Annotated in this window: 22 protein-coding genes and 1 pseudogene; 3 read left to right on the forward strand and 20 right to left on the reverse strand. The window is 40.6% G+C overall.

All coding sequences use genetic code 11. The features are described from left to right. Position 1: 1 nt before the first annotated feature. The 6 genes from xylA to NXM86_RS10040 form a co-directional block, all read right to left on the reverse strand. Positions 2 to 1327: a xylose isomerase gene (gene xylA, locus NXM86_RS10015; protein WP_498957947.1), complete on the reverse strand. Its 1326-nt coding sequence runs from the start codon at positions 1325 to 1327 to the stop codon at positions 2 to 4. 125 nt (positions 1328 to 1452) lie between these two features. Beyond that, a complete protein-coding gene (locus tag NXM86_RS10020) occupies positions 1453 to 2631 on the reverse strand; it encodes a sugar ABC transporter permease (protein ID WP_375217008.1) in 1179 nt (392 codons plus the stop codon). Further along, a complete protein-coding gene (locus NXM86_RS10025) occupies positions 2628 to 4148 on the reverse strand; it encodes a xylose ABC transporter ATP-binding protein (RefSeq protein WP_375217007.1) in 1521 nt (506 codons plus the stop codon). The genes NXM86_RS10020 and NXM86_RS10025 overlap by 4 nt, the downstream gene beginning before the upstream one ends. 160 nt (positions 4149 to 4308) lie before the next feature. Then, a complete protein-coding gene (gene xylF / locus NXM86_RS10030; protein WP_498959026.1) occupies positions 4309 to 5349 on the reverse strand; it encodes a D-xylose ABC transporter substrate-binding protein in 1041 nt (346 codons plus the stop codon). Positions 5350 to 5705: 356 nt separating this feature from the next. Next, the gene (locus tag NXM86_RS10035; RefSeq protein ID WP_498957948.1) at positions 5706 to 6758 is read right to left on the reverse strand and encodes an aldose epimerase family protein; all 1053 of its coding nucleotides are present in this window, start codon (positions 6756 to 6758) and stop codon (positions 5706 to 5708) included. Between the two features lie 55 nt (positions 6759 to 6813). Further along, positions 6814 to 7809 (reverse strand): Gfo/Idh/MocA family protein, encoded by a 996-nt coding sequence (locus NXM86_RS10040; RefSeq protein ID WP_375217005.1) that lies wholly within the window; start codon positions 7807 to 7809, stop codon positions 6814 to 6816. Positions 7810 to 7999: 190 nt separating this feature from the next. On the opposite strand from NXM86_RS10040, the gene NXM86_RS10045 reads away from it, so the two are divergent. Further along, entirely contained in the window at positions 8000 to 9331 is a 1332-nt protein-coding gene (locus tag NXM86_RS10045; RefSeq protein WP_044899035.1) for an IS4 family transposase, read from the forward strand. A 275-nt stretch (positions 9332 to 9606) separates the two neighbouring features. Here the strand turns inward: NXM86_RS10045 and NXM86_RS10050 are convergent. Continuing rightward, positions 9607 to 10657: pseudogene (locus NXM86_RS10050) on the reverse strand (nitronate monooxygenase). Between the two features lie 409 nt (positions 10658 to 11066). Here NXM86_RS10050 and NXM86_RS10055 point away from each other — a divergent pair. Then, positions 11067 to 11630, forward strand: a complete 564-nt coding sequence (locus NXM86_RS10055; protein ID WP_375217003.1) for a Uma2 family endonuclease — start codon at positions 11067 to 11069, stop codon at positions 11628 to 11630. 200 nt (positions 11631 to 11830) lie between these two features. Here the strand turns inward: NXM86_RS10055 and pcp are convergent, their stop codons facing one another. The 9 genes from pcp to NXM86_RS10100 all read right to left on the reverse strand — a co-directional run bounded on the left by pcp (position 11831) and on the right by NXM86_RS10100 (position 19880). Continuing rightward, on the reverse strand, positions 11831 to 12433 hold the full coding sequence (pcp, locus tag NXM86_RS10060) for a pyroglutamyl-peptidase I (protein ID WP_061579723.1): 603 nt from the start codon (positions 12431 to 12433) through the stop codon (positions 11831 to 11833). Between the two features lie 26 nt (positions 12434 to 12459). Next, positions 12460 to 12831, reverse strand: a complete 372-nt coding sequence (locus tag NXM86_RS10065) for a DUF3899 domain-containing protein (protein ID WP_061579722.1) — start codon at positions 12829 to 12831, stop codon at positions 12460 to 12462. A gap of 74 nt (positions 12832 to 12905) precedes the next feature. Beyond that, positions 12906 to 14525, reverse strand: a complete 1620-nt coding sequence (locus tag NXM86_RS10070; protein WP_498957949.1) for a peptide ABC transporter substrate-binding protein — start codon at positions 14523 to 14525, stop codon at positions 12906 to 12908. A gap of 23 nt (positions 14526 to 14548) precedes the next feature. Next, entirely contained in the window at positions 14549 to 15508 is a 960-nt protein-coding gene (locus NXM86_RS10075) for an ABC transporter ATP-binding protein (RefSeq protein WP_498957950.1), read from the reverse strand. Between the two features lie 3 nt (positions 15509 to 15511). Then, positions 15512 to 16519 carry an ABC transporter ATP-binding protein gene (locus NXM86_RS10080; protein ID WP_498957951.1) on the reverse strand — a complete coding sequence of 336 codons (1008 nt, stop codon included), beginning with the start codon at positions 16517 to 16519 and terminating at the stop codon, positions 15512 to 15514. A gap of 15 nt (positions 16520 to 16534) precedes the next feature. Then, a complete protein-coding gene (locus tag NXM86_RS10085) occupies positions 16535 to 17476 on the reverse strand; it encodes an ABC transporter permease (protein ID WP_498957952.1) in 942 nt (313 codons plus the stop codon). Between the two features lie 2 nt (positions 17477 to 17478). Continuing rightward, the gene (locus NXM86_RS10090) at positions 17479 to 18405 is read right to left on the reverse strand and encodes an ABC transporter permease (RefSeq protein WP_498957954.1); all 927 of its coding nucleotides are present in this window, start codon (positions 18403 to 18405) and stop codon (positions 17479 to 17481) included. 40 nt (positions 18406 to 18445) lie between these two features. Then, a complete protein-coding gene (locus NXM86_RS10095) occupies positions 18446 to 19294 on the reverse strand; it encodes a M55 family metallopeptidase (protein ID WP_042409415.1) in 849 nt (282 codons plus the stop codon). Between the two features lie 139 nt (positions 19295 to 19433). After that, the gene (locus NXM86_RS10100; RefSeq protein WP_081189712.1) at positions 19434 to 19880 is read right to left on the reverse strand and encodes an Lrp/AsnC family transcriptional regulator; all 447 of its coding nucleotides are present in this window, start codon (positions 19878 to 19880) and stop codon (positions 19434 to 19436) included. Positions 19881 to 20071: 191 nt separating this feature from the next. Here NXM86_RS10100 and NXM86_RS10105 point away from each other — a divergent pair, with 191 nt between their 5' ends. Continuing rightward, positions 20072 to 21226, forward strand: a complete 1155-nt coding sequence (locus tag NXM86_RS10105) for an amidohydrolase (protein ID WP_081189556.1) — start codon at positions 20072 to 20074, stop codon at positions 21224 to 21226. A 128-nt stretch (positions 21227 to 21354) separates the two neighbouring features. Here the strand turns inward: NXM86_RS10105 and NXM86_RS10110 are convergent, their stop codons facing one another. The 4 genes from NXM86_RS10110 to NXM86_RS10125 form a co-directional block, all read right to left on the reverse strand. Beyond that, positions 21355 to 22119: an enoyl-CoA hydratase gene (locus tag NXM86_RS10110; protein WP_498957955.1), complete on the reverse strand. Its 765-nt coding sequence runs from the start codon at positions 22117 to 22119 to the stop codon at positions 21355 to 21357. 136 nt (positions 22120 to 22255) lie between these two features. Next, positions 22256 to 23683, reverse strand: a complete 1428-nt coding sequence (locus NXM86_RS10115) for a sodium:solute symporter family protein (RefSeq protein ID WP_081189557.1) — start codon at positions 23681 to 23683, stop codon at positions 22256 to 22258. A gap of 43 nt (positions 23684 to 23726) precedes the next feature. Then, positions 23727 to 25064: an aspartate aminotransferase family protein gene (locus NXM86_RS10120; protein WP_081189558.1), complete on the reverse strand. Its 1338-nt coding sequence runs from the start codon at positions 25062 to 25064 to the stop codon at positions 23727 to 23729. A gap of 412 nt (positions 25065 to 25476) precedes the next feature. Continuing rightward, a complete protein-coding gene (locus NXM86_RS10125) occupies positions 25477 to 26916 on the reverse strand; it encodes an aldehyde dehydrogenase family protein (protein WP_081189559.1) in 1440 nt (479 codons plus the stop codon). Positions 26917 to 26932 lie beyond the last annotated feature (16 nt).

Here is a 26932-nt window from a genome sequence, read left to right on the forward strand (position 1 = left end):
ATTAACGGGTTGCGCAAACTTCAAGCAAGTATTGGTTAAGCAATGTTTTCAATCGTTCTTGTCTGCCCGATTGATTTTGGATTTCCCCTAATTGTAAAGCATAAGCTTCTAATTTATGAAAGTCTGCTGTTCCTTCCACAATTTCACGTCCAATTCCTTCTGTATAACTTTTGTATCGTTCTTCAATAAATTCATCAAATACACGATCCTCAATTAATCGATGCGCGACCTTTAATCCAACTGCAAAACTATCCATTCCAGCGATATGAGCGTAGAACAAATCTTCTGGTTCGAACGATCCTCTTCTTACTTTAGCGTCAAAATTCAATCCGCCACGGCCAAGTCCGCCGTTTTGCAAAATTTCGTACATTGCAAGAGTCGTAGAATATAAATCTGTCGGGAATTCATCCGTATCCCATCCTAACAACATATCTCCTTGGTTTGCATCAACGGAACCTAACATTCCATGAATACGGGCTACTCTCAATTCATGTTCAAACGTATGCCCCGCCAAAGTCGCATGGTTCGCTTCAATATTAAATTTGAAGTAATCTTTTAATCCATATGTTTGTAAAAATGCCAATGCTGTCGCAACGTCAAAATCATACTGATGTTTCGTTGGTTCTTTTGGTTTCGGCTCGATTAAAAATTGACCGTCAAATCCAATTTCTTTCGCATAATCCACCGCCATGTGCAAGAAGCGCGCTAAATTGTCAAGTTCTAGTTTCATATCGGTATTTAACAGTGTTTCATATCCTTCTCGTCCGCCCCAAAATACGTAGTTTTCCGCTCCTAATCGTTTCGCAATTTCCAAACCTTTTTTTACTTTGGCCGCCGCATACGCAAATACATCGGCGTTGCAAGAAGTGGCTGCACCGTGTACAAAACGAGGATGGGTAAACAAATTGGCCGTATTCCAAAGCAGCTTCGTTTTGCTTGTTTTCATATATTCTTCAATCATGTCTACGATGATATCTAAATTTTTGTATGTTTCTTTTAATGTTTCTCCTTCTGGAGCGATATCCACATCATGGAAACAGAAGAATGGGATATTTAATTTTTCAAAAAACTCAAAAGCTGCCTCTACACGCGCTTTTGCTAAGTCCATTCCGCTGTATTTGTTCCATGGGCGGATCATATTGCCTGCCCCAAACGGATCCGATCCATCCCCTGTAAACGTATGCCAATACGCAACCGAAAATCGCAAATGCTCTTCCATTGTCTTATCTCCGACTTTTTCTTCCGGATTGTAAAATTTAAACGCAAGTGGGTTTTTAGACGTTGGTCCTTCATAGGATATGGTGTTGATATTGTTGAAATAAGGCATGATAAAATTCCTCCTAGTTTTATAATATTTCTATTATGAAATAGGCCAATCATGTGATTGGTATTAACACACATAAATGCAAAATACAGTTGTGTATTTTTAACTAATTTCCAATATCGATTAAATTAGTTAGTTCGACTTTTACTCGATATATCAATCCAGACTGCAATAATAAGAATCAATCCTTTTACAATAAATTGCCAAAAGGTTTCAATGTTCATCATGCTCATCCCATTATCGATGCTAGCCATAATGAGGGCGCCAATAATAGCTCCAATTATATTCCCTCTTCCGCCCATTAGGCTCGTGCCCCCAATGACACAAGCAGCAATTGCATCTAACTCATACATTTCCCCGCTACTTACTGTTGCCGCATTCAATCTGCTCGTTAAAATAATACCTGCCACTCCGGAAAGCGCTCCCATTAAAATAAATATAGCAAGTACAATACGTTTGATATTTATCCCCGAGAGGGCTGCTGCCTCAATATTGCCGCCAATTGCGTAAATGTATCTTCCAAATGGAGTTTTGACCGCGATAAAAACAAAGATGATCGCAAATAGAACGACGACAAGCATTGGGATCGGAATACCATAGTAGCGGTTTAACATGTAAACTAATACCAAAATGCACAATGAGTAAATCGTCGCTTTTCCATAATCATTAACCTTCGTATTGACAGTTAACCCTAATAACTGCCTTTTTTTACGTTTTCTATTAACAAAAACAAATAGCATGATAATACTGATTATTGCTAATACATAACCAATTACATAAGGAAGATAACTATTCCCAATCGCTTCAAAACTTTTATTCAATGGTGCAATAGTCTGCCCCTTACTAATCCCGATTAAAATTCCTCTAAAAATCAACATGCCGCCTAAAGTAACAATAAATGCTGGTACATTACGATAAGAAACCCACCAACCTTGCCAAAGTCCTATCAATGCACCGACAATAATTGCAACAATAATGACAGAAATAGTTCCCCATCCATACCATACTTGTAAAATAGCAGCAATTCCTCCTGTTAAGCCAACAATTGAACCTACAGATAAATCAATATGTCCAGCTATAATAACTAATGTCATTCCAATAGCTAAAATCGAAATTACAGACATTTGCATAAACAAATTGGACAAATTACGCGAAGATAGAAACTCTCCATCTGTTAATATTCCAAAAATAAGCGCTATAAGAACGAGAGCAATGATAAGCGTATAAGAGCGAAAATCAAATTTTGAACGCGTCCTTTTCAATTTTTCTGAATCCGTAGGTGCTTGAAAAGAAACCAAACTTTTCATTTTTGTCTTCCTCCCGTTGCACAAGTCATAATTTTTTCCTGCGTGGCGTCCTCTCGGCTAAACTCCCCCACAATTCTTCCTTCCGACATGACTAAAATACGATCCGACATTCCCAAAACTTCCGGTAACTCTGATGAAATCAATACTATACCAACACCTTGCTTAGCTAATTCATTAATAATTTTATAGATTTCATGTTTTGCACCAACGTCTATCCCTCTAGTTGGTTCATCTAAAATAAGCACTTGTGGATTATTTAATAACCACTTACTTAAAACTACTTTTTGTTGATTTCCACCGCTTAGCTGAGATACTTTCAGCTCAAGGTTAGGTGCTTTTAATTTCATTTTCTTTGTAATTTCCTCAGCATATTTTACTTCTAAAGCACGATCAATCATATTCCAATTGGTTACTCTTTTTAGAGCCACAAGAGTGGAATTTTTTATAATATCCATTTCAAGAATAAGACCATACTTCTTCCGATCTTCTGAAACGTAAGCGATTCCGTGCCTAATAGCATCTGCAGGGCTTTCAATGATTACTTCCTTTCCGTTTAAAAAAATAGTCCCTTGTTTTTTTCCTTTATACGCTCCAAATATGCTAGTAAATAATTCCGTTCTTCCTGATCCCATTAAACCTGAAACACCAAGAATTTCTCCTCTTCTTAAAATAAAAGAAGCATTATCAATAACTTTTTTCCCTGACTTTTCATCTATAACAGAATAATTGTTTACTTTAAGAATTTCTTCTCCCAACTCACGTGGTTCATAAGGATATAGTTCATGTAATTCCCTTCCTACCATTTTAGCAATAATGCGATCTTCCGTAAGTTTATCTATTGGATCAGTACTCACCGTCTTTCCATCCCTTAAAACAGTTACTGTATCGGCTAATTCCATGACTTCATTAAGTTTATGGGATATATAAATACATGTAACACCTTGGGAGCGAAGATCTCTTAAAATGTTCTTTAAAGTAAAAACATCACTTTCTGTCAATGCTGCTGTTGGTTCATCTAAAATAATAATCTTAGCTTCTTTCGTTAGTGCTTTCGCAATTTCAATTAATTGCTGTTTACCAACAGTTAAATCTCCAACTTTTGTTTCTGGATCAATAGGTAAACCTATTTTTTGTAGCCATTTTTGCGCTTCGGCATATAGAAGGTTCCAATCAACATACTTCCCTCTCATTAATTCATGACCGAGAAACATATTTTCAGCTACAGTCATTTCTTCTACAACCGCCAGTTCTTGATAAATAATGGCAATACCCGCTTCTTGAGATTCTTTTATATTCTTAAATTGTACTTCATTACCATTTATATAAATTTTTCCTTCATATGAACCGTATGGATATACTCCACTTAAAATCTTCATTAAAGTAGATTTTCCAGCACCATTCTCGCCACAAAGTGCATGAATTTCTCCTTTCCGTACTGAAAAAGTAACATTATCTAATGCTCGAACTCCCGGAAATTCTTTTGTAATTCCCTTCATTTCTAAAATGTATGGTTGCATACGCCCCACCTTACCTAGAATTTTTTAACTTAATCATCAAAAAATATTGAATTTAGCGAATAATAAGGCACAATAATCAGTCTAGTATAGTATCCACGGCAAATAGAATCAAACCATTTACCATGGATACCACCAAAAGGGTTAACATTTTGAAAATCTATTACGGACGTAGCGGGCGCTTATCTTCTGGTACATTTTTATACACGTCATCATAAGAATGAAAACCATCTTTAATGACAGTATCAATTACATTATCTTTATCCACTATAATTGGATCTAATTTAATAAACGGCACATCTACTTTTCCATTATTCACCGTTTCGTCGGCTTGAATTTTTTCACCTTTAGCAAGCTGAACTGCGACTTCTGCAGACTTAGTTGCAATACTTTTAATAGGTTTATATACTGTCATAGATTGTGTTCCCTCGACGATACGTTGAACCGCCGCTAAATCAGCATCCTGGCCGGAAATCGCTACTTTTCCAGCTAAGCCTTGTGCTTCTAGTGCCTGAATAGCCCCACCTGCAGTACTATCATTAGAAGCAACAACTGCATCAATCTTATTTTTATTAGCCGTTAACGCATTTTCCATGATTCTCATTGCCTCTGAGGCTTGCCAGTCTTTTGCCCATTGATCCCCAACTATTTTAATATCTCCTTTATCAATAAGAGGTTGCAAAATATTCATTTGTCCTTCTCTAAACATTTTAGCGTTATTATCTGTAGGAGAACCGCCTAACAAGAAGTAATTACCTTTAGGTACTTTTTTCACTAAATATTCCGCCTGCATCTCTCCCACACGTACGTTATCAAATGAAACATATGCATCCACATCGGCATTCATAATTAGTCGATCGTAAGCGAGTACTTTTACACCTTCTCTTTTCGCTTGTTCTACAACCGGAGATAAAGCTTCCGTATTAACTGCCACAATTACTAGGACATCGATCCCCTGGGATAACATATTTTGAATTTGTGATAATTGTTTTTCGCTATCCCCGTTTGCCGATTGTACTAATACCTCTGCCCCAAGTTTTTCAGCCTGCTTTACAAAAATGTCACGATCGTGTTGCCATCTTTCAAGTGTAAGATCCGATACTGAAAAACCTATCTTTATTGTTTTATCTTGCCCTGCTTGTTCGTCCTTTTTGTTACCGCTTTCATTTTGGTTTGCAACATCTTGTCCACAAGCAGTCATCATAAATACAACCAAAAATAACAATAATAGAGAACTAAGAACTTTTACTACCTTTTTCAATCGTAGCTCCCCCTTCTTACATTAGTCATAAACTTTTATAACTTACAACTAAATTATAATATTGCTAAATTTGTTTGTCTAGTATACAAACAAAGTTTATGACAAAAATTTATCTTTCAAAAATTAATTCCCCTTTCTATCTTCCACCTTTGCTAGTCAAACTTTTGACTTACAACTTCTTCAGAATCGGATGTGGTACAGATAATCTCATATTCAAACCTTTATGAATGCGGAATGCGAGCGATTTAAGGAATAAATGTTTTTACAATGATGTTCATAGAACAAAAAAGCAAGGATTATCATTTTGTTATAACACCAAATCTATATTTAGTTACCGATGAGTATTTTTCTCCCGATTGCAATACCCAGGATGGAAAATGAGGATGATGAATAGCATCTGGTAATCCTTGCGTTTCTAAACAAATTCCTAAATATTTTCGTGACGGCACACCGTAAATATCCATTCCCTCTTGTAACTGATTTCCTGTATATACTACTACTCCAACTTCATCTGTTTCGACCGTCAGCGTGCGGCCGCTTTCGGGATCTTGAAGAACGATTTCTTTATCATGATGAACATTTAATAAAAACGGATGATCGTATCCTTGTCCAACTAGTTCGATTTGTGAATGATTTGCCGTAATACCGTCTTTTAGTTTTTTTCCTTCCCGTAAATCAAATGGAGTATTCGCTACATCTAAGAAAACACCCGTTGGAATCAACTCTTCATTTAACTCTAAAAATTGATCACTCTTTATTTTTAATTCATGATTCAAAATATCTCTTTTTATGTTCCCGCTTAAATTAAAATACGTATGATTCGTTAAGTTCAATAACGTGCTTTTGTCAGAATGCGCGTTATAAGAAATAACTAACTCATTTTGATTATTTAACATGTAAGTTACTTGTACCTGGACAGTACCTGGATATCCTTCTTCCCCATCCGGACTTGTATAAGAAAATTGCACGCCAACTTCCTCTTCTTTTTCCACCGCCACCGCATTCCAAAGAACACGGTGGAACCCTTTTACCCCACCGTGCAAGTGGTTGTTGTTTTCGTTTTTACATAATGTATACGTTTTTCCATCCAACTCAAAACACGCGTTTTGTATTCTTCCTGCAACCCGTCCAATTACTGCGCCAAAATAAGGACTATTCGTTACATATGGATCAAATTGATCAAATCCTAATACAACATTTTCGTAGTTTCCATCCTTATCAGGGGTAACGATTTTCGTAATAATGCAACCGTAATTAATGCAAGTAACTTCCATCCCATGATCATTGATCATCGTGAAAGATATGACTGGCTGTTGATCGATTTCTGCCCATTTTTCTTGAATCACTTTCATCGTGTTAATCCTCCCTTTTTTTCATAGAAGCTGGAAATCTTACTTTCTAAACAGCTTAAAATTGTATAACCTTTCCAGTCCGCATAGATGTATAACACGCTTCAAGCACCCGCGCTTGTTGTATCATATTGCTTCTTGAATAAAGCGGCTGTTTCCCTTCAAGAATGCATCGAGAAGCGTGTTCAATCTCTAATACGTACTGATCGCCAGAAACGACTTCTTCCCTCGTTTCCCCACTATCGGTCGCAACGGTAATGATCCCGTTTCCTCCATATGCATCTGGACGATATGCTCGGGATACTTCCACTTTTCCTTTCGTCCCAATTATCTCATATTTTTGTTGAGAAAACATTTCAAAACTGCAATCGAACAATGCATGAACCCCATTTTTCATTTTCATCCATCCGCTAGTTGTCATATCAATAGAATGTTGTTCATCATAATTAGATTGAACAAACAGTTCGGCAGGCTCTGAATCTAACAGATTACGAATTGAATGGACACAATAACACCCTACATCAAATAAACTTCCGCCGCCTAGTTGTGCGTTCATTCTAATGTTGGTTTCCCGATCGCGAAGATAAAACGAAAAACTGGAGCGCATGCATTTTATATCTCCTATTTCTCCAGAGGAAATAATCCCTTTGACTCTCTGATGCTGTGGATGAAACTGATACATAAATGCTTCCATAAAAAATACGTTATTTTTTTCACATACTTCGACCATTTTTCTTACATCGGCTTCACGCAAGGCAGCTGGCTTTTCGCAAAGGACGTGTTTTTGTTTATTTGCTGTTTTCACCGTCCATTCCGTGTGCATGCTGTTAGGAAGTGGTATGTAAACTGCGTCAACGTTTGGATCATCTAGCAATTGGTCGTAACTATCATACGCAATAGGGATTCCTAGTTTCTTAGCCACGCTATTTGCTTTTCCACTTCCACTAGCAATCGCCACCACTTCCGCATTGTTAGCACGCTGAATAGCCGGAATAATCGTTTCTCTAGCAATAGCTGCTGTACTTAATATTCCCCAGCGGACTTTTCGGTTCATATTTCCCTTCTCCTTTCTTTAGATACATCTTAACAATTATAATAAGTTATTTTTCGTTAATCTGTCGACATTTATTGCAATTGGGAGATGATACCCCATAGCCATCAAGTTAAGAATTTGATCTTTTTTCAGCGCCAAAAACATGGTATCCTTTCTAACGAAAATCATCGTTGGAAAGGATTGTTTTTTGATGGCAAAAAAGATGAAGGCATGGATAAAAACGATTCGTCAACTCTTCTCCTCTGAAGAACTGACCCGTCTGGCACGGAAAGTCGGATTCATTCAGCGGCAGCGTTCATTAACAGCGGAAGCCTTTCTGACGCTATGTGCTTGGGGAGACGGATCGCTCGCCTGTCAGTCGCTTCAGCGGTTGTGTGCCGATTTGGCGCTCTGGCATGATTGCTCTCTCTCGAATGAAGGACTGAATCAGCGGTTTACGCCTCGTGCCGTGGCGTTTTTAAAAGAGGTCTTTTTTACTCTCCTGATGCATCAACGTCCGGCACTCTCTTCCATCACCGAGACGTATCGCGCTTGTTTCACCCGTCTGCGGATCTTAGACTCTACCAGTTTTTTACTCCCGGCCGACTATGGTGAGGACTATCAAGGTTCGGTTTCATCTGGCGCCAAAATCCAATTTGAGTATGAGCTGTTATCGGGCACCTGTCTTCAGCTGTGCGTCCAACAGGCCAATGATTCCGATGCCCGCTTTGCTTATCATACCCAGCACACGATTTTACCGAATGACCTTTGCATTCGGGATCTGGGGTTTTTTTCACTCGCCACGCTGGCGGAGATCGATGCTCGAGGTGCTTATTATATTACCCGGTTGCGTTCCGATATCAAAGTCTATATCAAACAGGACGGGGAGTGGCACGAATGGGATTGGGAATCGATAGGAAATCGATTGGGCGAGGGGGAAGCCGTGGAAGTGGAACACGTGTATATCGGACACCAACGCCTGTATGTTCCGCGTCTGATTTTTCGCCGTCTCACGGCGGAAGAATGGGAAAAACGGCTGACGTATGTGCGGAAAAAGGAAAAAAAGAAAGGGAAGGCGCTGTCACGCCAAACCCTTGAACAAAAGAAATATCACATCTTACTGACCAATTTACCACAAGAATCGTTTGATGCGCAACAAGTTTATGAGCTGTATTCGCTGCGCTGGCAAGTGGAGCTGTTATTTAAGGGCTGGAAATCCTTATTTGACCTTGACCGTGTCAAAAAGATGAAGAAGGAACGATTCGAATGCCACTTATATGGGACATTGATTGCCATTTTAGTCACGCAGACTCTTCTGTTCCAAGCCCGAAGGTATTGGCATCAACGGGAGGGAATCGAGATCAGTGAATGGAAAGCGCTTAATATCCTCCAATCGTATTGGCATCGGTTTCTTTTGCATCCCCAAGCGATGGAAACCGCCCTTCCATCTCTCCTGTCTCTGTTAAGGAAACACGCGAGGAAAGACCGAAGGAAAGGAGAGGAAACGGTATCGGATCTTTTAAAGAAATTGGGGATATGGTAGTGTGGGTTATGGATATAAATGCCAAATAACCCTCTTCTTGAGGGGTATTTGGCATGCCCAGCATTTGGTTTTCTCTTCATCCTTTGATTGATTTTTCGAACATGCGTATCATCCTAAAAAATTTTATACAGCTAACTTGACGGGTATGAGATGATACCCCTCCTTTCAATTGTAGTAGTTACAATCTTTGATGAAGCATTATGACATTCTTTTTCTTAACTTAAACTTATTTTTAAATTGTACCCATAATAAAAAATGTCCTATATTGTTGCTCATCATAACAACCTATTTATCTCCTCTACCGCTTCCTTAACTTGCTCCATCAACAACCTTACAATCTCCCCCGCCGGCATGTCTTTCGCCAAGCGGTATCCTTGCCCGGCCCATAATGACATCGCCTGCGGATCGTTTGCCTGAGCAGCCGCTTTGCGAAGCTGCTTTGTCATATGGTGAATGTGCGGATATGCCGCAGGAGCCAGATTATCATATTCGATCAGGAATCGGTTTGCCAATCCGCGCGCAGGAACGGCCTGTAAACGCACGGGTGACATTGGTAGTTTGAAATTGCGGATCGACTAATGCGTTTTTATGCAGCGGATTGGCCCCGCTTTCCGGGCAGCGCAAAAACGCCGTGCCTAACTGAGCGGCGCACGCCCCCGCGGCAAGCACCGCGGCGATATCTCGCCCGCTCATAATTCCTCCGGCGGCAATCAACGGAATATCGACCACTTCACGGATTTGTTGCAATAAAACAAGCAAGCTGGCGTTTTCATGGGAAGCGGCGTTATTGCGAAATGACGCTCGATGTCCCCCCGCCTCCGGCCCTTGCACACATAATGCGTTCGCCCCTGCCTGTTTGGCGATCAACGCTTCTTCCGTTGATGTCACAGTCACAACGACAAACGAACCTTTTTCTTTCAATTTTGCGATGATGTCAGGCGAAGGACAGCCAAACGTAAAGCTTACTACAGGAACTTTTTCTTCATACAAAACAGCGAGCTTTGCTTCCCAATCATCATCATCCCATTTCGCCTCCCCTAGCGGCACACCGAATCGTTCCGCTTCTTTCTCCAACACTTGCCGGTAACAAAGCAGCGCTTTCTCGTCTACGTCTTCTTCGCTTGGGACAAAAATGTTAACGCCAAACGGCTTATCGGTCAGCTCCCGAACCGCAGCAATTTCCTTCCGCATTTCTTCCGCCGTTTTATAACCGCCTGCCAAAAAACCGAGCCCGCCTGCTTCGGATACAGCCGCAGCCAGCGCTGGAGTGGAAACACCTCCAGCCATCGGCGCTTGAATAATGGGAACAGAAAGTGTATGCAACATTTTCCTCACCTTTCTCCATAAAGTGCTCCATATAAAATCTTCCAAAAATGCACGCAAAATTCCTGCAAAAAAATAATCAAACTTCGTTGCGTCTAATGCAACAGGCTAAACCCTAGACTCCCAGCCCAGCGAGCTTATGTGTCCGGAAAATAAAAACCGCTTTGTACCGTTTCTTTTTCCATCAATCCCTAGCTTCATCGATTCAGTTCCGGAAGTTATGTAAAAAAATCGGCAGTTTTCTAGTGATCCAAACTTAGATCGACTTCATTGGTTTCAACCATGTATGCTGAATTGTTTTTGCGGCCATATTTTTGAAAAATCAGCGCCAGTTCCGGAAACATAATGAAAACGAATAATCGTCGTTTATAATATAAACAAGAAGTGAAAACAAAAGAGGGAGGATGTTGTTGTGAGCTTACCCAAAGAAAATTTTGTCTCTCTCGAAGAATTTTACAAAATGAGAGAAAATACAGAAAGGATCTTAGAATATATTGACGGAATTGTCTTTATGTCACCATCGCCTTCTACTCAACATCAACGAGTTTCAGGAAGACTTCATGCCAAATTATTCAATTTTTTAGAAGGCAAAGATTGCGAAGTGTTCCACGCGCCTTTTGACATAGAACTAAAAAACAACAAAATGGAAGGAACGAAAATAGTGGTTCCTGATTTATCGGTTATATGCGATAAAAACGGATTGACGGAAAATAAATTTGTTGGAGTGCCAACACTCATTATCGAAATATTAAGTCCCTCTAACCAATCCCACGACCTTGTTTTTAAACTGAACTTATATATGCAATATGGCGTAAACGAATACTGGATCGTCAATCCAATGTTAAACATCGTTCAAATTTATGCCCTAAACGATGAAGGGCAATATCAACAGCTGGACGCGCTGAAGGAAAAAGGAATCGCTCGATCTGAAGTGCTAAAGGGATTTCACATCAACTTAGAAGATCTTTTCAAATGAAAAACCGACCTTAACATCTGGCCGGCTTTTTCTGTGCTACTATCCACTTTAAAAAGGATGAAGTCCGAGTTTTTGTGTAAAAAGAAACGGCAAAAAGCTGTTTAATTTTCCTAAGGCCTAAATTCGCTGGACCGAGAGCGAAATTTTACACAATAATCAGGACTTGACCCTTTAAAAGCTCCTGTTTTTTAGATGGTGAACTAATCTAATGCTTCGATCATGCACATCACCGCTTTTTGCAAGTCTTCTTGCGACCAGCTTGGAAGAGTCGGTTTCTGGATGGCCAACTCGTGCGAAGCAGGAAGATGAACAAATCCAGCTTTTACAGGCATGTTTTCACTCTGCACTTTATGCAAAACGGAATACATCACATTGTTGCATAAATAGGTTCCCGCCGTATTGGAAATTTGCGCAGGATATCCTTTTTCATTTAAGACATTGACAAAACGGCGGATCGGCAATGTCGAAAAATAGGCTGTTGGTCCATCCTCTACAATCAGCTCGTCTTGCGCCCGCACTCCGCGGTTATCCGGCCCGCCGTCTTTACAATTGATCGCGACCCGTTCCGGAGTGATTTTTGTACGACCCGCCGCAAGACCAAGGGAAATAACAACATCGGGTTGTATTTGCTCCAAGTATTCTAAACAAGTCAATGCCGATTGCGAAAAATCAACGGGAAGAACCCGCCCGTAAATATGATATTTTCCTATACTTGCTCCATCTAAATTTTTTGCAATTTGTTCCGTCGGATTAATAGGAAATTCTAAAAACGGAACAAAACCCGTTAATAAAAGTTTTTTCATTTGCTCCTTTTCCTCCTAAAATTCTTTTAATAGTAGAAAAATAAATAAGTCAAAGACATGCATATAGAACCTGTGCCAATGCCTAGCAAAATTTTTTTAACATTATTGAGCGTTCGGCTTCTCCATTCTTTCAACCAATCATCATTAGCCAGCCTTTCTTCTTCACGAATTAACATTTTTGGTTTAGGCACAATCCACTGATACATTTGCCGAAATCCTTTGAAGAAAAAATGGAAAAAACCTGTTTGGTAAACAAAAATGCATGCCCCAACCGCCAATATAGTGAGTCCATATAAAAAGCATTGATTAATGAAAGTAAGCGTATTTACTCCATATATCATTTTCGTCAGCAGCAAAACAACGGCAGTGCAAAAAATGGCGCTGAAATACAGCAGCATATTACTATCTCCCCTTTATGAGGTGAAAGGGAAGAATTATCTTCCAAGAAAATAATTCTTCCCTTTTTCAGCAATTATTCAGCTATTTTTTTCGCCCAGCGCACATCCGGGTAACGGTTGACAGGATACACAATGCCTTTGAATTTCGATGACGTCAAGTAGTTTTGCGAATAGAAATAAACAGGTATAAATGGCATATCTGTCATTAAGACCTTTTCCGCTTCATGAAGAAGTTCATAACGTTTTTTATCATCTTGCTCGACTTTCGCCTTAGCCATTAGATCATCGAATTGTTTGTTTACCCAGTTTGTACGGTTGTTCGGGCTGTCGCCTAAGTAATAGTCTAAAATAACGGTTGGATCAACAAAAATTCCTATCCATCCCATACGCGCCATTTGGAAATTCGACTGATCAGTTGTTTCCAAATAGGTTTTCCATTCTTGGTTAGCCAGCTTAATTTTCACGCCAAGATTTCTTTTCAGCATTTCTTGAACTGCTTCAGCAATTTTTTTATGGTTTTCGGCCGTATTATAAATTAAAGTAACTTCCGGAAGTTTATTCCAACCTTCTTCTTTCATTCCTTCTTGTAATAATTTTTTCGCTTCTTTTACATTTTCTTCAAAATACGCGCCTCCTACTTCTCGGAAATCACCATCTGGAGTATTTACCCCATATGGAACAAATGCATATGCCGGTTTTTCTCCTGATTTAGTGATGTTTTCTACAATGGCTTTTCGATCGATGGCCATGGCAAATGCACGACGGATTTTTGCGTTATTGAACGGCTCTTTATTTACGTTAAACATAAACATATAAGTTCCAAAGTACGGAACGACTTTGAATTCTTTATTATTTTTTTCTTGAGCAATCGCATCTGTAGGCAACGTTGCAATTAAATCAAGCTCTCCTGTTTTGTACATTTGATAATATGTTGTCGCATCATTGACCATCTTCCATGTTACTTTTTCCATATTGATCGCGTCTTTGTTCCAGTAGTGTTGGTTCTTTTCAATCACTACTTCGCTGTTATGTTTCCATTCAGTCAATCGGTAAGCTCCGTTGCTTACATATCCTTTTGCTTCGGCAGCCCATTTTGGATTCGATTCGACGAGCGATTTTTTTACCGGATAAAACGTCCACATCGTTAATAGCTTGTCAAAATAGCCTAATGGTGCCTTTAGTTCCACTTGCAGCGTTTTATCATCCAAGGCTTTAACTCCTACCTGATCGGCACTTCCTTTTCCTTTGTTATATTCTTCCGCACCTTTAATATAGTACATGTAAAAAGCAAATGGGCTTCCTGTCTTCGGATCGATCACACGTTTCCAAGCATATTCAAAATCTTGGGCGGTCACCGGATCGCCATCAGACCATTTTGCATTATCGCGAATCGTAAACGTATAAGTTTTTCCATCGTCTGATACTTTTACATCACTTGCAGCCCCTAATACAGGTTCACCTTTTTGATTTTTCGTATACAGTCCTTCAAATAGGTGATCGATAATCCAACCTGATGTTGTATCCGATGCAAGAGCAGGGTCTAAGCTTGGAGGTTCGCTCATCGCATTTAACGTAATTTCTTGCTTAATATTTTTGGCTGCTCCATCTCCCGAAGTTCCCTCGCTGCCGCAGCCAGCTAACACGGTGGAAACCAATAATAGTAATGCAAATATACTTGCGAAAACTTTTTTCATGCTTTTTATCCCCCTTTAAATGTTTATTGATTATACAAATGGCAAGCTGTCCAATGGTCTTTCTTTACTTCTCTCCAAGCTGGCTCCATTTTGGAGCAAATATCCATTGCATATGGGCATCTCGTTCGAAATCTACAGCCGCTTGGAGGATGAACAGGACTAGGTGGATCTCCTGAAAGAACGATTCTTTCCCTTTTCCTAGCTAGCCTTGGATTTGGAATCGGAATCGCCGACAAAAGCGCTTGCGTATAAGGATGCAACGGTTCTTCAAATAAATCAGAACTTTCCGCGATTTCCATCATTTTTCCAAGATACATTACCCCAATCCGATCGCTTATATGTTTTACCATTCCAAGGTCATGCGCAATAAACAAATAGGTTAAGTCTTCTTCTCGTTTTAAATCATCAAGCAAGTTAACTACTTGCGCTTGAATGGAAACGTCTAAAGCGGAAATCGGCTCATCCGCAACAATAAATTTCGGTTTTACCGCTAATGCGCGCGCAATACCAATCCGTTGTCTTTGACCTCCACTAAATTCGTGAGGGAATCGCTGCGCATGTTCAGGCCGCAATCCTACCCTTTCAAGAAGGTGATAAACTAATTCTTGTCTTTCTTTTCCTTTTGCTAAATGATAGGCATCAATCCCTTCCGCAATGATGTCACCTACTCTCATTCGAGGATTTAATGATGCATGCGGGTCTTGGAAAATCATTTGCATTTCTCGATTTAATTTTCTTTGCGTCTGTCTATCTAAATTTCCTAATTCATGACCGTCAAAACGGATCTTTCCCGAAGTGGCAGGATAAAGACCTACAATCATCTTTCCTAATGTCGATTTTCCGCTTCCGCTTTCACCGACTAATCCAAACGTTTCCCCTTTACGAATAGAGAAGGAAATCCCGTCTACCGATTTGACAGTTTGATTAGGGCCGATTTTAAAATATTTCTTTATATTTTCTACTTGAAGAATCTCCTCGGACATCAATTACTCCCTCCCTGCTGCAATGAACTCTTCCACTTTGGGAGCCCTCGGATCATTTAGCCAGCATCTTGCTGTATGCCCTTTAGAAATATCGAATTCTTTCGGGCTTTTTTCTACACAAATTTCCATCGCATATCGACAACGCGGTGCAAATGGACATCCTTTTGGTGGTGAAAAAAGATCTGGAGGGGATCCCTCTATCGGTACTAGACGTTTCTTTTCCTTGTCATGCAAATTTGGAATGGACTGCAATAGCCCCCACGTATATGGATGCTTAGGATTTTCAAATATATCAAAAACCGTGCCCGTTTCAACAACCGTTCCACCATACATGACAATGACCCGTTGTGCCATTTCAGCTACTACACCTAGGTCATGCGTAATTAAGATAATCGACATCCCCATCTTTCTTTGCAACTCTTTCATCAAATCAAGAATTTGCGCTTGAATCGTAACATCCAACGCAGTTGTCGGCTCATCTGCAATGAGCAGTTTTGGATTACATGCTAAAGCAATGGCAATTACCACTCTCTGTCTCATCCCCCCGCTAAATTCATGGGGATATTGATGATACCTTTCTTCCGCGTTAGGGATTCCTACTAGACGCAACAATTCAATCGCTTTTTGTTTCGCTTCGGCTTTTGATAGTTTTTGATGCTTCCGTATCCCTTCTGCAATCTGTTTGCCGACTTTCATTGTTGGATTTAATGATGTCATTGGATCTTGGAAAACCATTCCTATTTCTGAACCTTTTAATTTTCGCATTTCTTTTTTCGACAAATGAATAATATCTTTTCCATTAAAGTGAATTTTTCCATCTTTAATGTTTTTCGTAGGAATTAATCCCATAATCGTTTGAACGGTTACCGTCTTACCACTTCCGCTTTCCCCAACAATAGCGACAACCTCTCCTTGATCGATGTAAAACGAAACATCCCGAACCGCCTGAACTTCGCCGCCATACGTAGGGAATGTCACTTTTAGATGCTCTACTTCTAATAGATAGCTCATGGAGACCATCACCTCCTATTTTCTTCTTGGATCTAATGCATCTTGTAAGCCGTCTCCAAATACATTAAAAGCAAACATCGTTAAGGAAATCATAAGACCAGGGAAAAACAGCCTCCACCATTGACCGTTTAAAATAACACCTAAAGCATCGTTCGCCATTGTTCCCCAACTCGCAAACGGGGCTTGTACACCTAATCCTAAAAAGCTTAAAAATGATTCAGCAAAGATGGCTTGTGGAATCGTAAAAGTTAAATTGACAATAATAATTCCTAATGTATTAGGTAACAAATGACGGAAAATAATTTTCGCATGTGACGTTCCTAATTTTTGTGCTGCCATTACATACTCTTGTTGCTTTAATTGGAGAATTTGACCTCTAATAATCCGGGCCATCCCTACCCATCCTGTAATCGAAAGCGCGACAATAATCGTCCATAACCCTGGTTCCATAATGACCATGAGTAAAATCACGACTAATAGATATGGAATGCCGTACAGTATTTCCACAACCCTCATTAAAATGTTGTCAATGCGATCCCCTAGTTTTCCTCGACCAGCCATATATCCTGATACTCCACCAACGAGAATCCCCATTACTAAATCAATGAGAGCAGCAACCAGTCCGACTGTTAATGATATACGTGCACCGTACCAAGTACGTGACCACATATCTCTTCCTAAATCATCCGTTCCAAACCAATGTTTGCTAGAAGGGGGCTGGTTTCCATTCATTAAATCCTGATCTGCATAGCTGTATGGAACTAAATGAGGTCCTATAATAGCCATGATGATAATCGCAAATAAGAGAAATGCTCCTAGCATCGCCATTTTATTTTTAACAATCTTTATAAAGGCCTCTTTCCAGAAACTAATACTCGGTCTTTGAATAACATCAGGCTGGAGCCTACTACGATCAATGGGACGAAATAAGGCATCCTCTTCTTTTTGCGGAATCATGCTTATTCCCCCTTACTTGTTAACTTAATTCTCGGATCAATCAGACGATAAGAAATATCGACAAGGAACAAGGTAATTACAAGAATCGTACTAAAGAAAACCGTCGTTCCTAAAATAACGGGATAGTCACGGTTAAAAATGCTATCGACAAAATATTTACCAAGTCCTGGTATGGCGAAAATTTTCTCGATAACGAAAGTACCTGTAATCAAAACGGCAAACAATGGCCCAATAAATGTAATGACTGGCAAAATCGCATTTCGTATACCGTGTTTGATAACAATGGCGACAGGAGATAAGCCTTTTGCTTCCGCTGTTTTGATATAATTTTGCTGCATTACTTCTAGCAGACTAGAGCGCATAAAACGGGCGATGACTGCCATTGGAGTAGTGGCTAAAGCGATGGATGGCAAGATCGAATGAGCCCATGTTCCCCAAGATGCTACAGGTAGTAGTTTCCATCCCACCGCAAAATATTTAATCAATAACGGCGCTAAAATAAAGCTCGGAATCGAGATGCCAATAATGGCAATAAACATGGCAATGTAGTCCAACACTTTATTATGATTTAACGCAGCGACAATGCCGAGCAGCAATCCGAGCACAAGCGCAATAACTAACGATTGCAATCCGAGGAGAGCGGAAACAGGGAATCCATCGGCAATCAACGTATTTACATCTCTTGTTTCCGATTGAATCGATGGGCCTAAATCAAACGTTAATAGATTTTTCATATATAATGCATACTGAACAGGTAACGGTTTATCCAAGTTATATTTCGCTCTAATATTTTGTAATACTTCTTCTGGTAATACGTTGGCATCCGAAGCAAATGGATCGCCAGGAATAGATTTCATAATAATAAATGTCAACGTAGCAATGAGCCAAATCGTAACAATCATCGTCAACAAGCGCTTGACAATGTACACGCCCATCCCTCCTTCTAATGAGTATTCATATCATGGGTCACTAAGCGTTTACGTGGCCTAATACTCCATTCGTCGCCGTCATCGCAATGATGACACATCCCCACATATGCTTATAAGCGGTGACAATATCATCACACGTAAAAGTGATAGTCCGAGGCCCTATTAATTTAACCGTTGGAAGCGTTGTGGTCATCGTTGCTTGGTTTGGCCCTTTAAATTCAATTTCGAATGTGACCGGTCCCTCGATTTTCAATGGCGGGCATTGCTTTGCTTTTTGTACGGCCTTTTTTGCTTTTTCCTTAATCAGCTCATGAGCTTTGACAGGATGGAGCAATTCTGCCGCAAAACGATCAATCCCGCGTTTTACTACCGCCGCTTCGACATGCGGCAACGTTTTGCGGACTTCATGGACATACGCATCGTCTCCTGAAATAAAAATGGCAGGAACGTCGTAATAACCAGCTACGAACGCATTCATCTCCGTTTCGCCCACAACACGGCCGTTGATCTTCATTTCGTTCACACAAATTCCCGCTAAACTGTGGCTGATGACCGTTCTTTCCGAACCATTCTCACGCCCATGGTGGCCGACAAACATAATGCCGTCAAAACTGTCGTCAAGACCTTCAAGCTGGCACATGACTCGATTGCTCCCGGAAATAAGCCGGGCTCGTGGATCCAACTCTTCAATGAGAATGTTAGACATGTTTCCATGCCCATCGGCAACCACCACTTCCGTTGCTCCTCCAAGAAACGCTCCCTCAATGGCTGCATTCACATCTTGCGTCATAAGCTTACGAAACCGCTGGTACTCGCTATTTGTTTTTAGCTGCTGGTTAGTCGCAACTCCTGAAATTCCTTCCATATCCGCTGAGATAAAAATTTTCATAGTATTCACACCTCTTTACTTAATATTTAATTAAAAAGTTGGATGCCCATTAAACGTTAGAACAAACGTTTACTATCGTTGTTTTCCAATCTCTTCAATCAATGACTTTCGTGAGAGAATGACCATGTCTAACACGATATTAAATGTAATCAAACGTATTTTTATACACCTCTAGTTGTATAATGGTATTCATTTCAATAATTCCGCGAATATTATTTAATGTCTTCACCACACCTGTAATTTCATCTTGGCTCGGAACAGCGATTTGGATTAAAAGCTGATAACATCCAGAGGTTAACGTAATATAGCGGACCTCTTTCATTTCTTTTAACCGATCAATGACATCGAATAATTTTTGTGACTCCACTTTTAATTGAATGATGGCTCCGGCTCGAATTCCTAACGCAATCGGGTTAACTACTCCGACTACTTCGAGAATGCCATGATCAATAAGATTTTTATATCTTGTGCGGACTGTTTTTTCTGTGACATTCAATTTGTTAGCAATTTCCGTAAACGACATTCTTCCATCATTAGAGAGTAACTTAATAATCTGTCTATCTAGCTCGTCGATATCGTACTTCATAATTACCCCTTTTCTATACTATTTTTTTGTTTTTGTGTTTTAAAAAGTTATTAAAATTGAATTTAACTACCGATTTACAATACAAAAAAAATTTTTTTAATTTTTTATTATAATTACAATTATTTAAAAATTCAATAATATTTTTTTATACTTATTAAAAAAATTTTTTATAAAAGGAGAGATTATTGACGATGATTGTCATTCATGGCGGAACCCTGTTAGTAGGGAACGGGCAAAAAATCGAAAATGCTTGCATTGTAGTAGAAGAAGGGAAGATTAAGGAAGTCACGACACAACTACAAAATCCGTCTCTGTTTGATCATCCCGAGATTATTGATGCATCCGGAAAATTTATTACACCTGGATTGATTGACGTTCATACCCATCTTGGCATCCATGAAGAAGGCATTGGAAAAGAAGGACATGACTTTAATGAAATCAGCTCTCCAGCTACTCCCCACGTTAGAGCGATTGATGGAATTAGTCCAAGAGATAAAGGATTTGATGATGCGAGAAGAGCAGGAGTAACCACTGTGCAAGTGATGCCGGGAAGCGCTAACGTCATTGGCGGAGAAATGGTAGTTATCAAAACAGTGGGGCAAACCGTCGATGAAATGGTCGTAAGAAATCCATCAGGAATGAAAGCGGCTTTTGGGGAAAATCCAAAACGGGTCTATGGAGACAAAGGAAAACTCCCAACGACAAGAATGGGGATTGCCGCGCTGTTTCGCGAGCAGTTTATTCAAGCGCAAACGTATCTGCAAAAAATAGAGAGCGGAAAAGAAGTAGAGCGGGATTTAAAACTGGAAAATCTAGCAAAAGTATTAAAAAAGGAAATACCGATGCGCGTTCATGCACACCGTGCGGATGACATTATGACCGTGATTCGTCTGGCGAAGGAATTTGGATTTGATTATACGATTGAGCATTGCACAGAAGGACATCATATTGCCAAGTATATTGCCGAAAGCAAAATACGGGTATCTGTCGGTCCAACCATGTCTACCCGTTCAAAAGTCGAGCTTGCCGATAAAGGTTGGCATACACTGCTTGCTTTACGTGACGCCGGAGTGTCTTTTTCGATTACCACTGATCACCCTGTTGTCGGGATTGAACATTTAATGACGAGCGCGATTCTCGCGGTCAAACATGGATTAGAAGAGTCTCTTGCCCTTCAGGCGATTACATTAAATGCCGCAAAGCATCTAGGTATAGAAGATCGTGTCGGCTCGGTGGAAGTCGGGAAAGATGCGGACATTGTCATTTGGAGCGGCGATCCATTCGATTTGCGGCAAAACGTAGAAATGACCATGATTAATGGTCACGTCGTATTTCAAAAAGACTAATCATACGAATGTAAAAGTAATATTGAGCCTCTGCATCATTAGCATCTCACAAAAGAGATAGCCTGCGTTTCATGAAAACAGCCCTTGTCTAAAATCTTTCCAAAGATTTTAGACAAGGGCAAGCCCTATTATTTCCCTTGAAACTTCGGCTTCCTCTTTTCTAAAAACGCGCGGACGCCTTCGCGATGGTCTTCGGTTTGCCGCATTTTTTGCTGTGCTTCTGTTTCAAGCTGAAGCACTTTTAACAATTCATCTTTTGTCAACTTGGCGTACAACGTTTTCGTGGCGATCATTGCCTGAAGCGGTTTTGCTTGCCATTCAGCGATTTTTTGTTCGATTTGTTTTTCATCTTCGGCGACAAAGTCAACGATGCCAAGCTGGTACGCTTCTTCGGCGTTCATTGGTTTTCCTTCCCAAATAATGTGTTTTGCTTTCACTTCACCGACTCGTTTCGCCAAATGAAAATGCCCGCCGCCGTCTGGGATGAGACCAATGCCAATAAAATTCATCGCTAAGCGTGCTTCTTTTGTCGCGATGACATAGTCACTTGCCAAAGCAAAACTTAGTCCTAACCCCGCCGCTGGCCCATGGACAATGGAAACGACGATTTTCGGCAAGTTGTATAATGTCATAATGACTTCTTGAATGGTGTTCATAATTTCAGGAAATTTTTCTGGATCATCTACACTTAGCATCGTTTTAATATCGCCACCGGCGGAAAATCCTCTCCCTTTTCCGCGAATGAGAACAATCAACGCAGCGCTTTGTTCAATTTCACGCAGCGCTTCTAGTAATTCATTTAGCATTTGCTCATTCATCGCGTTTAACGAATCTGGGCGATTTAGTTCCAATACGGCTACATTTCCTGAAAACGAAAGTACTACTGTTTCCATGTTCATCCCCCTTGTTTGACCAATTTTCTTGATATTAAATTCCTCATTTTATTACAAAACTCCTTTATTTTTTAAGAAAAAACCGTATCATCCAAAAGGAGATACGGTTCTTTTTGTCATTTTCACATAAAATACGTTAAAACACGCTTTGTTCATCTTCATTTCCTTGCACTATGACATTGTCTTTCTGTATGTTAGAAGATGGTTGAAGATAAGAAAAGATAATCATGGAAATAATGCTGGCTGCAATCCCATACATAATCGGATTGGTAGAACTTAGTCCTTCCACCGCTAACCCGACAAGCACGACCAACGAACTAATAATAATCGAATAGAAACCAGCTTTTGTGGTCGCTCTTTTCCAGAAGAATCCGAACACTACAGGGACAAAAATCGCACCTGATAAAATTGCATAAGCCACATCTAGCGCAACGAGCACATCTTGAATCCAAATGGCAAACGTAATAGCAATAATCCCAATGGCTAAAGTGATCATTCTTGACAGAAAAACAAACTTTTGATCGCTAATGTCTTTTAGCCAATAGTGCCTCAAAATATCATGTGATAAAAGAGTAGAAGAAGCGAGCAATGTTCCAGAAGCAGTGGACATGAGTGCAGAACATACACTTGCAAGAATGAGTCCTAACAAGCCATGCGGCAAGATCGTCAGCGACATTTTTGCAAATACATTTTGCGGATCGTTAATGGTTGGGAAAACTATTACCGCACACATGCCGATAATACTTAATGCTAATGCATAGGCAAAGCTGTATAGACCAGCGTATACAGCACCACTCCGGGCAATTTTTGTTGTACGTGCCGTAAACACCCGCTGCCAAATATCCTGTGATACAACCATTCCTAAAGTATATAGTAAAAAGTACTGAAAAATGTTCGCCCATCCCATTGACGTAAGGTCAAAATGCGTGGCAGGCAATTGTTCAGAGAGCGATTTCCATCCGCCAACATGGGACAAACTCATCGGCAGCAGAACGAAAAAAATGCCGACTGTCATGATGATAAACTGAATAATGTCTGTCATGGTAACACTCCACATTCCCCCGAGAATCGTATAAAACAGCACGATTCCCCCACCGACTAGCATCGAAACAGTCATATTCCAACCTAGCACGGCATGAATAATAGTGCCCATTCCTATTACTTGCGTAACAGAGACCATCATCGTGTAAATAGCTGCTACAAGCGCGCTAATCAAGCGAGTTTCTTTATTGTACCGGCGTCCAAGCAATTCGCTAATCGTAGTAACATTCGCACCATAAATTTGATTAGTAAAAAACAAACCAAGTACGGTAATCCCAAGCCCAATCATAAATACAAACCATATGCCTGAAAGCCCGAATTGATACCCTAATTTAGCTGTTCCAATCGTCGAGGCGCCGCCAAGAATGACCGCAGACAGACATCCAAGATAGACAAACAATCCAAGATTTCTGCCAGCAAGTGCATAGTCTTCTACTGTTTTCGCTCTTTTCGCCCCCAAAATCCCCACAATAATTAAAAGAAGAAAATAAAATAGAATAACCCCCGTATCAAGTATGTTCATGAAAATTCCCCCATCCTCTTATATTAGGCAAATGAACTGCTTATTATTTTTCAGTCATTAGCGGATGTGCGCCAATTTCTATTTCATATTCTGTCAATGCTTCATCTAGCATGCTTAATCCTTCATCAATCTGCTCTTTCGTCACGGTCAGCGGCGGAATCATGCGAATGACCTCTCCTTTATTCCCGCATAGATAGAAAAGAACTCCTTTTTGGAGGCAGCGGTTCAAAATATTCATCACTCCTTCTCCATTCGGTTCGCCAGTATGTGGATGAACAATCTCAATGCCGATCATGAGTCCAATTGAACGTACGTCTCCAATCACTGGATGCTTCGCTTTTAACACTTCTAACTTCTCACGGGCGTATTTTCCAACTTTTTTGCAATTTTCCAGCAAATTTTCTTCTCTAAATACTTCTAATGTGGCAAGCGCTGCCGCACATGCGATTGGATTGCCGCCAAATGTCGTACCATGACTCCCTAGCGGCCATTGCTGCATCAACTCTTTCGAGGCAACCGTCGCGCTTAGCGGAAGGCCGGAAGCAATTCCTTTGGCGATCGCCATAATGTCCGGAGTGACGCCAAATGTTTGTGCCGCAAACCATTCACCAGTGCGGCCAAAACCCGTCTGCACCTCATCGAAAATGAGCAAAATTCCATGACGGTCACAAATTTCTCTTAATTTGTGCAGCCAGCCTTTAGGAGGCACAATATACCCGCCTTCTCCAAGCACCGGTTCCAAGATCATACATGCCACTTCTTCTGGAGTGACTTGGTGGGCAAATAAAGAAGCTACATCTTTTTCAAGCTTATTCGCAAAATACACATCCGGATCTTCCCCATCCGGACAATCTTTTGGATTGGCATACGGCAGTTGATACGTCAATCCGTTCGGCTGTAAATATTTTCGATATTTGCTTTTGGACGTACTTACACTAAGCGCCCCTAAAGAACGACCATGAAAACATCCCGTAAACGAAACAACATATGGCCTTCTCGTCACATGTTTTGCCAATTTAATAGCACCTTCGATCGCCTCCGTTCCGCTGTTTGCAAAAAAGAAACAGTTCAATCCTTCAGGTAGAATATGTGTTAACTCTTCAGCCAAACGAAGGATCGATTCATACATGATTACTCCGCTCGGCCCGTGCATAAGGCGGTCCGCGGCATCTTTGATTGCTTGTACTACTTTCGGATGGCGATGCCCGGTGTTAGCAACGGCAATGCCGGAAGTAAAATCAAGATATTTTTTTCCATCCAGTCCGTAGTAATAGCATCCTTCTTCCTTGACAACCGGCAAGTTAGGATGGTCTTTTGCCATCGTTGGCGCAAGCAAGTCAGACATTTTGTGATAGAGTTGCATCCAGTTGTTTTCAGTCATGTACATTCTCCCCTTTAGCCAATCAGTTTGTTCACAAAAATAACACGCAAATACCGTGCCAACATTTATATAATTCAATATTTTTTTAATTTAATGATAACAAATATCTGTCTCATATCAATGGATTTTGCCATTTTATCTTTGTTTTGCTTTCATAAGAACTTGTTTCTCTACATTCTCTAAAATTTCGGAAAGCATCTTGTAAAGAACGTTCCCTACTCCTCCGTTTTATTCTCCATTACTGAAGCAACCAGCTTTTTAATTCATTTTTGAATCAAAAAATTCATTTCTAAATCAATCAGCGATTTCTATTCCTTTTTCTGCTTCATGCAAAATATAAAGCTATTTTGATGTTTCTCATGCAAGCAAAAAAGAAAAACCGTACCACCATAAAAGGTGATACGGTTCATGATTACCGATTGTGATTGAAAATCACAAGCTTCAACTCCGTCATCTCTTCAATCGCATAGCGAAGCCCTTCGCGGCCGATTCCGCTTTCCTTGACGCCGCCGTATGGCATATGGTCGACACGGAAGGTCGGAATATCGTTGATGAGTACACCGCCGACATGCAATTTTTCCGCCGCTTCCCATGCAACATGTACGTTATCCGTATATACACCTGCCTGCAATCCGTAGCGTGAATCATTGACGAGCTCAATCGCCTCTTCAATCGAACGAACGCGGTTAATGAGAACGATTGGCGCGAATACTTCCTGGCACGATACTTTCATCGTTGGTTTTGCGTCCAAAATAACGGTTGGAAGTAATATATTTCCTTCTCTTTCTCCACCGAGGGCAACGGTTGCCCCATCTTGTTTTGCTTCTTTGATCCATTCGAGCGCCCGATCGACGTCTTTTGGAGTAATTAATGCCGAAACATCGGTGTTTGGATCCAATGGGTCGCCCACTTTCAATTGTTTCGCCGCAGCGATAAATTTTTCGACAAACTCCTCATACCGCTTTTCATGCACGTAAATGCGCTGAAGCGAAATGCATACTTGCCCTTGGAACGAAAACGCGCCAAAAACGCAACGTGGAATAATGCGGTCGATATCCACTTGTTCATCGACAATGACGGCGGAGTTAGAACCAAGCTCGAGCGTAACCCGTTTTAACCCCGCTTTATTGCGGATGCCGATTCCCACTTCCGGGCTGCCGGTAAAGGTGATCATGCTGATGCGAGGGTCTGTCACGATTTTATCGCCAACGGTTTTGCCGCTTCCCGTTACGACGTTTAATGCTCCTTTTGGAAGCCCTGCGTTTTCAAATAGTTCCGCGATAAAGTACGCGGAAAGCGGCGTTTGGCTTGCCGGCTTTAACACAACGGTATTTCCGGAAGCAATCGCTGGACCTAGTTTGTGGGCAACAAGGTTCATTGGAAAGTTAAATGGCGTAATCGCGCCGATAACCCCAATCGGTTCTCTGACGGTGAAAGCAACGCGATTTTCCCCGCCTGGCGCCGCGTCAAGCGGAATTGTTTCTCCGTGAATTCGTTTTGCTTCTTCCGCGGCAAATTTGTACGTTTGAATCGTCCGCGCTATTTCTCCTTTTGCCGTTGTAATCGGTTTGGCCGCTTCGAGGGCAATGATCCGCGCTGCTTCTTCTGCTCGTTCTTGCAGCTGTGCAACTACTTTTTCTAAAATCTCCGCCCGTTTGTATGCCGGCATACTGGCCATTTCTTTTCTTGCTTTATACGCTGCGGCAATCGCCTCTTCGACTTCCTCTTCCGTCGCCACAGGAATTTCCGCTAGTGTTTCACCTGAATAAGGGGAAGTTAACATCGTATACGACTTCGCTTCAACCCACTCGCCGTTAATATAAAGCTTCTTTCTTTCAACGGTTGTTTTCATCGTGCTCCCCTCTTTC

Origin of the sequence: Geobacillus sp. CX412, assembly GCF_027942335.1 — a bacterium.
GTDB classification, from domain to species: Bacteria; Bacillota; Bacilli; order Bacillales; family Anoxybacillaceae; genus Parageobacillus_B; species Parageobacillus_B toebii.

Bases quoted from the DNA above. Each gene is read 5' to 3' on its own strand.
- NXM86_RS10040 (WP_375217005.1), bottom strand. From the start codon at position 7,809: ATGAACCGAAAAGTCCGCTGGGGAATATTAAGTACAGCAGCTATTGCT.
- NXM86_RS10100 (WP_081189712.1), bottom strand. From the start codon at position 19,880: ATGAAGTACGATATCGACGAGCTAGATAGACAGATTATTAAGTTACTC.
- NXM86_RS10110 (WP_498957955.1), bottom strand. From the start codon at position 22,119: ATGGAAACAGTAGTACTTTCGTTTTCAGGAAATGTAGCCGTATTGGAA.
- NXM86_RS10080 (WP_498957951.1), bottom strand. From the start codon at position 16,519: ATGAGCTATCTATTAGAAGTAGAGCATCTAAAAGTGACATTCCCTACG.
- xylA (WP_498957947.1), bottom strand. From the start codon at position 1,327: ATGCCTTATTTCAACAATATCAACACCATATCCTATGAAGGACCAACG.
- NXM86_RS10075 (WP_498957950.1), bottom strand. From the start codon at position 15,508: ATGTCCGAGGAGATTCTTCAAGTAGAAAATATAAAGAAATATTTTAAA.
- xylF (WP_498959026.1), bottom strand. From the start codon at position 5,349: ATGATGACTGCTTGTGGACAAGATGTTGCAAACCAAAATGAAAGCGGT.
- NXM86_RS10070 (WP_498957949.1), bottom strand. From the start codon at position 14,525: ATGAAAAAAGTTTTCGCAAGTATATTTGCATTACTATTATTGGTTTCC.
- NXM86_RS10085 (WP_498957952.1), bottom strand. From the start codon at position 17,476: ATGATTCCGCAAAAAGAAGAGGATGCCTTATTTCGTCCCATTGATCGT.
- pcp (WP_061579723.1), bottom strand. From the start codon at position 12,433: ATGAAAAAACTTTTATTAACGGGTTTTGTTCCGTTTTTAGAATTTCCT.
- NXM86_RS10115 (WP_081189557.1), bottom strand. From the start codon at position 23,683: ATGAACATACTTGATACGGGGGTTATTCTATTTTATTTTCTTCTTTTA.
- NXM86_RS10035 (WP_498957948.1), bottom strand. From the start codon at position 6,758: ATGAAAGTGATTCAAGAAAAATGGGCAGAAATCGATCAACAGCCAGTC.
- NXM86_RS10105 (WP_081189556.1), top strand. From the start codon at position 20,072: ATGATTGTCATTCATGGCGGAACCCTGTTAGTAGGGAACGGGCAAAAA.
- NXM86_RS10120 (WP_081189558.1), bottom strand. From the start codon at position 25,064: ATGACTGAAAACAACTGGATGCAACTCTATCACAAAATGTCTGACTTG.
- NXM86_RS10095 (WP_042409415.1), bottom strand. From the start codon at position 19,294: ATGAAAATTTTTATCTCAGCGGATATGGAAGGAATTTCAGGAGTTGCG.
- NXM86_RS10020 (WP_375217008.1), bottom strand. From the start codon at position 2,631: ATGAAAAGTTTGGTTTCTTTTCAAGCACCTACGGATTCAGAAAAATTG.
- NXM86_RS10125 (WP_081189559.1), bottom strand. From the start codon at position 26,916: ATGAAAACAACCGTTGAAAGAAAGAAGCTTTATATTAACGGCGAGTGG.
- NXM86_RS10025 (WP_375217007.1), bottom strand. From the start codon at position 4,148: ATGCAACCATACATTTTAGAAATGAAGGGAATTACAAAAGAATTTCCG.
- NXM86_RS10065 (WP_061579722.1), bottom strand. From the start codon at position 12,831: ATGCTGCTGTATTTCAGCGCCATTTTTTGCACTGCCGTTGTTTTGCTG.
- NXM86_RS10045 (WP_044899035.1), top strand. From the start codon at position 8,000: ATGGCAAAAAAGATGAAGGCATGGATAAAAACGATTCGTCAACTCTTC.